This is a genomic window from Bradyrhizobium sp., assembly GCF_019244115.1.
Lineage (GTDB): Bacteria > Pseudomonadota > Alphaproteobacteria > Rhizobiales > Xanthobacteraceae > Bradyrhizobium.
Map to the genome: position 1 here is coordinate 1 of NZ_JAFATE010000572.1, position 5871 is coordinate 5871.

Below are 5871 nucleotides of genomic sequence, written 5' to 3' on the forward strand. Positions count from 1 at the left end.
TCCCGATAGACCATCTCCCGCTTCCGGCTCCCCGCGCTCATCCGGCATTCATTTTGATCCGATAAAAGCGTGCGGGCCCTTCAACTCCCATCGGACCATGGCAACGCGCAAAGCACTCGAGAAAGATCCGACATCTGAGGCCGACGCTTCGCAGCGGCGAACCGCCGCGGCCAAGACGACGCGCAAGGTGACACCCAAGACAACTCCCAAGACAACTCCCAAGTCAACTCCCAAGGCAACACTCAAGCCGGGCGCGAAGGTGGTCGCGATGACCACCCGCAAAAATGGCGCGGCGCGACAGGCGCCCAGGGACATGCTGCAGTTCGCACCGAATTTTTCGGCCTACCTGCTGCCCAACACCGTCTGCTTCTACTCCGAGGATCGCAAATTCTTCCTGCACGGCGAACTGTTCTGCACTCTCGTTGCCGAGATCGCAAAGGGTGGCAAGAGCGCGCGCCAGCTGATCGATACCCTCACCCGAAGCTTTCCGCGCGATAAGGTGGAGGAAGCGGTTGGCCGCCTGCTCGAACGCCGTTACGTCCTGCCCGCCTCGCAGATCACCGATGGAGTCGTCGCGGGCTATTGGGCGAGCCTCGGGCTGCCACCCGAGGAAGCCGAGAAGAATCTCGCGGGATGTCGCGTGCGCATTCAGTCGATCGACGTGAAGGGCGGCGCGGAGCTGGCGACGGCGCTCACCCACCTCGGGGTGCGGACCGTGAAAAGTTCACCGGACCTGACCATCACCCTGGTCAACGACTATCTCGAACAGCAGCTCGCCGAGCTGAACCGCGAGCGTGTCGCCGACAAGTCGCCCTGGCTTCTGGTGCAGCCTTCAGGGATTTTTCCGCTGGTCGGACCGGTGTTCCGATCGGGCCATTCCGGTTGCTGGACCTGTCTGTTCGACCGCATGATCCGCAACCGCGAGGTCAAAGGTTTCCTCGACCGCGGCACCGCGCAGGCGGTCGCGGTCTCGCCTTTGACCCAGAACCCCCTTGGTCAGAGCGGCGTCCAGTTCGCCGCGATCGAGATTGCGAAGGCCATTGCGTCGGGCTTCCGCACCGATCTGAACAATCACATCCTGAGCCTCGACCTGACCGGCGCGACCATCGCCAGGCATTTTGTGGCGCAGCGTCCACAGTGCCCGACCTGCGGCGACAAGAAGCTGCTCAATCCGCGCAGAGCCGCCGAGCCGATCGCGCTCGGCGCGGGCGCCAAGCTGCTCGTCACGTCGGGCGGCTATCGCACGGTCGCCTCGCGTGCGACCGTTGCGCGCTTCAAGAAGCATGTCAGCCCGCTCACCGGCGTGGTCAAACGGCTCGAGCGGATCGAAGCCGATCTGCCGATGAACACCAATTTCTTCGCCTCCCACAACTTCTCGGCGCCGGCGCAAGATGTCGATCAGCTCCGCATGGGATTGAGCGGCGGCAGTTTTGGCAAGGGCTCGACCGCCGAGCAGGGCGAAGCGAGCGCCCTGATGGAAGCGATCGAGCGCTATTCCGGCATCTTCCAGGGCGACGAGATCCGTCAGCTCAAGCGATTTGCCGATTTCGCACCCGACGAGGCGATCAAGCCGAACGACGTCCTGCTCTACAGCGACGCGCAATATCTGGCGCGCCATTCGCATGACGAGCATGAGAACCACCAGCCCGCCCCCGATCCGTTCGACCCGACCGCCAAGATCGAGTGGTCGCCGGTGTGGTCGCTGCGCGATAACAAGTTCAAATATGTTCCCACCAGCCAGCTGTATTTCTTCTACAGCGGGCCGGCCGCCTTCAACGCCGACTCCAATGGCTGCGCCGCCGGCAATACACTCGAGGAAGCGATCGTCCAGGGCTTTCTCGAACTCGTTGAGCGCGATTCCTATGCGATCTGGTGGTACAACCGCTCGCAGCGGGCCGAGGTCGATCTCAGCAAGTTCGAGGACTCCTACGTCCGCGACCTGCAGACCCAGTTCACTGAGGCGGGGCGAAAGCTCTGGGTGCTCGACATTACGACCGACCTCGGCGTGCCGACCTATGTCGCCATGATGCACTGGATGCAGAACGGCCAGGAGAACATCGAGTTTGGCTCCGGTGCGCATTTTGATCCGCGCATCGCGCTGCTGCGCGCCTTGACCGAACTCAGTCAGTTCCTCGCGATCGGGCTGATGGGCGGCGGCAGCGGCGAAAAACCCTCGCTCGACGGCACCACGCCGCTGCGCCTCGAAAACTATCCGTTCCTGCTGCCGGCCCCTCATCCCATCAAAGCCTCGGAGCTCGGCATGCCGATCCCGCGCGACAACACCCGCCAGCAGGTCGATGCGTGTGTCGAGATTGCGCGCCGCGCGGGCCATGATTTCATGGTGCTCGACCAGACGAGGCCGGATGTCGAGGTGCCGGTGGCCCGGGTGATCGTTCCCGGACTGCGGCATTTCTATCGCCGCTTCGCGCCGGGCCGGCTGTATGATATCCCGGTGAAACTCGGCCTGCGCGGCGAGCCCATCCCGGAGCAAGAGCTGACGCCCTTCCCACCCCACACCTGACGATGGCCAAGGCTGTTCGCACCAGATCGACACAGGCGTCGCGGTCGAAGAAAGCCCGAGCGAAAACGCCGTTGAAGGCCGCGCCGGCGCCGGTCGCTCGGGGCAAGGCCGCGGCGAGCGGCGGACAGGCGGTTCTGTCGGCACGGCTCAATCCGCAGGTGAGTTTGCAGGCGCAGCCCGGCGGCGCGCTCGCGGCCTGTTTCAACGACTATTCGATCGAGCTCGGGAGGTTCAGCGCGCGCGCGATCGCGCAGGCCGAAGCCTTGTACGATGGCCTGCCACTGTCATTCTTTGCCAAAGCCGATGCCCTCGCCCGCGAGCTCCATCAGCTGGCTAAGCGCCTCGCCATGTTCGGCCTGCTGGAATTTTCGTTCGCACAAGGGAGCTCCGAGCTTTTCGCCATCGAGCCGCAGACGGCGGGCTATTGGCCGGAGCCGGCCAAAATCGGCGCCGCAGACAGGATCGTGCTGTCGCGCTTCGCCTATATGCGCCGGCGCGGCGACGAGCTGGTGCTGGAATCGCCGCGCTCGAGCGCGCTGTTCCGCGTGTCAGCCCCGATCGCAGCCGCCCTGGCGATCCTGTCGAGTCCGCAGCCCGTCAAGAAGCTCAGGGAACTCGCCAGCTTTCCGGGCGACGATCTCCTCGGCCTGCTCCTTGACAGCCGGATCCTGTTCAAGGTCGACGCCAAGCGCGAGGACGGCCGCCGCGGCGAGGGCGACGATGCTTTGGTGCTGTGGGATTTTCACGACCTGTTGTTTCACACGCGCAGCACCGAGGGCCGGCACGCCAACCCGCTCGGCGGCGTCTATCCCCATGTCGACCACATCGCTCCGCTGCCCGCGGTGCGGCCGCCATGGAAGGGTGAAAGGATCGAGCTCGCGCCGTTAGAGGCCGCGCAGCACGAGCCGGTTTCACCGCTCGCAGCGCTGTTGGAAGCCCGCCACTCGGTGCGCGACTATGACAATGCCCACCCGGTGACGGCGGCCGAGCTCGCCACCTTGCTCGCGCGCGCCGCCCGGGTTCGCAAGACTTGGGAGAGTGACGATTTCGGCCCGGTCCTGGGCTACACCTCGCGGCCCTACCCGTCCGGCGGCAGCGCCTATGAGCTCGAGCTCTATCTCGCGATCGACAAATGCGACGGGCTCGCCCGCGGCCTCTATCACTACGACGCGTCCGCTCACGCGCTGGTGCGGCTCGACGTCGCGCAGCAGCATGTCGACGAGATGATCGGCGCCGCCGTCTACGCGATGGATGCCGAGACCTCGCCGCAGATTCTCGTCACGATCGCAGCGCGCTTTGGCCGCGTCTCCTGGAAATACGCTTCGCTCGCCTATTCGCTGATCCTGAAGGATGTCGGCGTGCTCACGCAGACGCTCTATCTGGCCGCAACCGACATGGGTCTTGGCGGCTGTGCGATCGGAACCGGCAACATCGAGCAGTTCGCTGACATGACCGGGCTCGCCTTTCATGTCGAAGGCCCCGTCGGCCACTTCGCGCTCGGCCGCGCTGCGCCGCAGGTGCCCCAGCGCGATCGCGATCGCATGTGAGCGATCATTCCTTGCGGGGTTTGGCCTGAGCGTGCCGTCGGAGCAGCGGCCAACGGCAATTGATTAGGCGCAAACACGCCCGGCAGGATCTGGTCCGTTGTTGCAGGTGGCGACGTCCCTCCCCGGATTCATCTGCTCACCTCAGCGGACGCTCCCGGTCTCCCTGGAGCGTCCGACTTTTCCTTCCCGCATCACGCGCAGCTACTCGTGACTGTAAACCCGCAGGGGCAGACGCCGGTTGCGTCCATTTGTCGTCTTTCGAAGAGTTAATACGCGGGAAAGGACGCCTTCATGTTGGTCCTCTATGTGTCGTTGCAAGGGGCATGAGCGGATCAATCCTGGAGACTTTCGTGATGACAGACTTGAACAACGTACATCGTTCACAGCCGCCAAAGCTGCTGTCGGCGCGGCGCCTGACGCTGCTCGGCTCCGTCGCCGTCGTCGGCGCAGCCCTCGCATTCGGCGGCCCGCTGAGCTTCGACCACCATGGCCAATCGTTCTTGACCGCTGCGCAGGCCGCCGAGTCGCCGCAAGGTCCGGCCGGTTTTGCCGACCTGGTCGCGAAAGTGAAGCCCGCGGTCATTTCGGTCAGCGTCAAGATCGATCAGAGCGCCGACGCCTCCATGCCAAACGACATGCCGAACGACGAACAGCAAACGCTGCCGCCGTCGATGCGTGGCACCCCCTTCGAGAAATTCTTCCGCCAGTTCGGCGATGACGGCATGCCGCCGGGACTCCAGCGGCACCAGATCATCACCGGCCAGGGCTCGGGCTTCTTCATCTCGGCCGACGGCTATGCGGTGACCAACAATCATGTCGTCGATCATGCGACGTCCGTGCAGGTGACGACCGACGACGGCAAGAAATACACCGCAAAGGTCATCGGCACCGATCCGAAAACCGACATCGCGCTGATCAAGGTCGAGAACGCCAGCGATTTGCCCTATGTCAAATTTGGCGATCAGCCGCCGCGCGTCGGCGACTGGGTCGTCGCGGTCGGCAATCCCTTCGGGCTCGGCGGCACGGTGACGGCCGGCATCGTCTCGGCGCAGGGACGCAATATCGGCTCGGGCGCCTACGACTATCTGCAGATCGACGCGCCGATCAACAAGGGTAACTCCGGCGGCCCGGCCTTCGACATGAACGGCAATGTGGTGGGCGTCAACACCGCGATCTTCTCGCCGTCCGGCGGGTCGGTCGGCATCGGCTTCGACGTGCCGGCCGAGACCGCGAAGTCGGTCATCGCTCAGCTCAAGGACAAGGGCGTCGTGACGCGCGGCTATCTCGGCGTGCAGATCCAGCCGGTCTCGCAGGGTATTGCCGACAGCCTCGGCCTGAAGAAGGCCGAAGGCGCGCTGGTCGACGAGGCGCAGGCGGACAGCCCCGCGGCCAAGGCCGGCATCGAGGCTGGCGATGTGATCACGGCCGTGAACGGCACCACGGTCAAGGACTCCCGTGATCTTGCACGCCAGATCGCAGCGCTCGCGCCGGACAGCTCGGTCAAGCTGGATGTCATGCACAAGGGACAGAGCAAGACCATCACCGTCGCGCTCGGCACGATGCCGAGCCAGCGGGAAGCCAGCGTCGAGCACGAGCGGTCCGGTTCGCACCGCGGTGTCGGCGGACATCTCGGCCTCTCCGTCGCCCCGGCCAGCGAGGTCGCAGGATCCGGCGACAAGGGCGTGGTGGTGACGGGCGTCGATCCCGACGGTCCGGCTGCCGAACACGGCATGCAGACCGGCGACGTCATTCTCGACGTCGGCGGCAAGGCCGTCAGCAGCGCATCGGATATCCGCGAGGCGC

Annotated in this window: 3 protein-coding genes; all 3 read left to right on the forward strand. The window is 64.9% G+C overall.

What is annotated here, in order from left to right; translation table 11 throughout:
• Positions 1–268: 268 nt before the first annotated feature.
• Entirely contained in the window at positions 269–2521 is a 2253-nt protein-coding gene (locus tag JOZ76_RS25345; protein ID WP_291703285.1) for a TOMM precursor leader peptide-binding protein, read from the forward strand.
• Positions 2522–2592: 71 nt separating this feature from the next.
• Complete coding sequence (locus JOZ76_RS25350; protein WP_291703287.1) at positions 2593–4068, forward strand: SagB/ThcOx family dehydrogenase; 1476 nt, start codon at positions 2593–2595, stop codon at positions 4066–4068.
• A 353-nt stretch (positions 4069–4421) separates the two neighbouring features.
• The coding region (locus JOZ76_RS25355) for a Do family serine endopeptidase (protein WP_291703289.1) at positions 4422–5871 on the forward strand (1450 nt) is incomplete at its 3' end.

Coding starts and splice junctions, on each gene's coding strand:
- JOZ76_RS25345 (WP_291703285.1), top strand. CDS start 269: ATGACCACCCGCAAAAATGGCGCGGCGCGACAGGCGCCCAGGGACATG.